This is a genomic window from Pseudomonas sp. MWU16-30317, from assembly GCF_020515695.1.
Lineage (GTDB): Bacteria > Pseudomonadota > Gammaproteobacteria > Pseudomonadales > Pseudomonadaceae > Aquipseudomonas.
Genome location: NZ_JAIWJA010000024.1, coordinates 1 through 2,539 on the forward strand (window position 1 = coordinate 1; position 2,539 = coordinate 2,539).

Consider the following 2,539-nt stretch of genomic DNA (forward strand, 5'->3'; position numbering starts at 1 on the left):
CCGCTCAGCCCGGCGCTGAGCCAGGCGCTGCAGGGCCTGGCGCGGGAGCGCGGGGTGACGTTGTTCATGCTGTTGCTGGCGTCGTTCCAGACCCTGTTGCACCGCTACAGCGGCCAGCGCGACATTCGCGTCGGGGTGCCGGTGGCCAACCGCAACCGGGTCGAGACTGAGGGGTTGATCGGCTTTTTCGTCAACACCCAGGTGCTGCGAGCGCAGTTCGACAGCGGCCAGCGTTTCGAGCAGATACTGATGCAGGTGCGCCAGGCGGCGCTGGAGGCGCAGGCGCATCAGGACCTGCCCTTCGAGGAGCTGGTGGAGGCGCTGCAACCCGAGCGCAGCGTCAGCCACAGCCCGTTGTTCCAGGTGATGTACAACCACCAGAGCGCGAGCAAGACCGGCGCGCAGCAGCTGTCGGGGCTGCAGATCGAGCGGATCGAAGGGCAGGCGCAGGTGGCCAAGTTCGACCTGAGCCTGGACAGCTACGAGAGCGACGGGCAGGTGAGTGCGGCGCTGCTGTACGCCACTGACCTGTTCGACGCCGCGACTATCGAGCGGTTGGCCGCGCACTGGTTGACCTTGCTCGAAGCGATCTGCCGCGATCCGAGCCAGGCAGTGGCCACGCTGCCGTTGATGGCGGCCCAGGAGCGTGAGGCGTTGTTGCAGGCTTGGGACCAGAGCGGTGCGCCGGTGGAAATGCCTGCCGTGCATCGCCTCTTCGAGGCCCAGGTACAACGCACGCCCCAGGCCGTGGCCGTGATCGCCGGCGATTGCCGGCTGAGCTACGCGCAACTCAACGCCCAGGCCAACCGGCTGGCGCACTGGCTGATCGGCCAGGGCGTGGGCCCGGAAGTGCGGGTGGCGATTGCCATGAGCCGCAGCGAGCAGAGCCTGGTGGCCTTTTTGGCGGTGCTCAAGGCCGGCGGCGCCTACGTGCCGCTGGACGTGGCCTACCCGGCCGAGCGCCTGCTGCACATGATGAACGACAGCCGCGCGGCGCTGGTGCTCAGCGAAGATCGATGGTTAGCCCGCTTGCCGCTGCCCCAGGGCACGCCGGGAGTGGCCGTGGATCGGCTGGAAGCACTGGCCCTCTGTAGCGACACCAACCCGACCATGGACGTGGCCCCCGGCAACCTTGCCTACGTGATCTACACCTCCGGCTCGACCGGCCTGCCCAAGGGTGTGGCGGTGGAGCACGGGCCGTTGGCGATGCACATCCAGGCCACTGGCGAGCGCTATGAGACCAGCCCGGCGGATTGCGAATTGCACTTCATGTCCTTTGCCTTCGACGGCGCCCACGAAGGCTGGATGCACCCGTTGATCAACGGTGCGCGCGTGCTGGTGCGCGACGATCGGATCTGGCTGCCGGACGAAACCTGTGCGCAGATGCACCGCCACGGGGTGACCATCGGCGTGTTCCCGCCGATCTATCTGCAGCAGTTGGCCGAGCATGTGCAGCGCGAAGGCGCGGGTGCCGAGCCGCCGGTGCGGGTCTACTGTTTTGGTGGCGAAGCGGTGTCCCAGGCCAGCTACGAGCTGGCCCACCGGGTGCTGCGGCCACGCTGGATCTTCAACGGCTACGGCCCGACCGAAACCGTGGTCACTCCGCTGATCTGGAAGGCTGGCGCCAGCGACCGCTGCGGGGCGGCCTACGCGCCGATCGGCGAGCTGGTCGGTCAGCGCAGCGGCTATGTGCTGAACGCCGAACTGGAGCTGCAACCGCAGGGCCTGGCCGGCGAGCTGTACCTGGGCGGGCAGGGCGTGGCGCGGGGGTATCTGGACCGCGCGGGCCTCACCGCCGAGCGCTTCGTGCCCGACCTCTACGGCGCACCGGGCGCCCGGCTGTACCGCAGCGGCGACCAGACGCGCTACCGCCGCGATGGGCTGATGGAGTACCTGAGCCGGGTCGATCATCAGGTCAAGGTGCGTGGTTTTCGGATCGAACTGGGTGAGGTCGAGGCTCGGCTGCTGGCCCACGCGCAGGTCCGCGAAGCGGTGGTGCTGGCCCAGGACGGCCCGGCCGGCAAGCAACTGGTGGGCTACGTGGTGGTCAGCGATGGTTTGCAAGCCGCCGAACTGCGCCAGCAGCTCAAGACGCAGCTGCCCGACTACATGGTGCCCAGCCACGTGCTGGTGATCCCGGCGCTGCCCCTGACACCCAACGGCAAGCTCGACCGCAAGGCCTTGCCGCTGCCGGATGCAAGCGCCTTGCAGGCCGGTTACGTGGCGCCACGCAGCGACATCGAGGTGCAGTTGGCGGCGATCTGGAGCGACGTGCTGAAGCTGGCGCGGGTCGGTCTGGACGACAACTTCTTCGAGCTCGGTGGCGACTCGATCATGTCGATCCAGGTGGTCAGCCGCGCCCGCCATCAGGGCCTGCACATCACCCCCAAGCAGCTCTTCGAGCACCAGACGGTGGCTGAACTGGCGCGGGTGGCGCGGCGCGGCGCGACGGTGGCGATCGAGCAAGGAGCGGTACGCGGCGATGCGCCGCTGACGCCGATCCAGACCTGGTTCATGGCGACGGACATCCCCCAGCGCG

1 protein-coding gene is annotated in these 2,539 nt (G+C 68.5%); it reads left to right on the forward strand.

Annotation, left to right across the window (positions count from 1 at the left end; all coding sequences use genetic code 11):
- The coding region (locus LIX93_RS29440) for a non-ribosomal peptide synthetase (protein WP_226507527.1) at positions 1-2,539 on the forward strand (2,539 nt) is incomplete at both ends.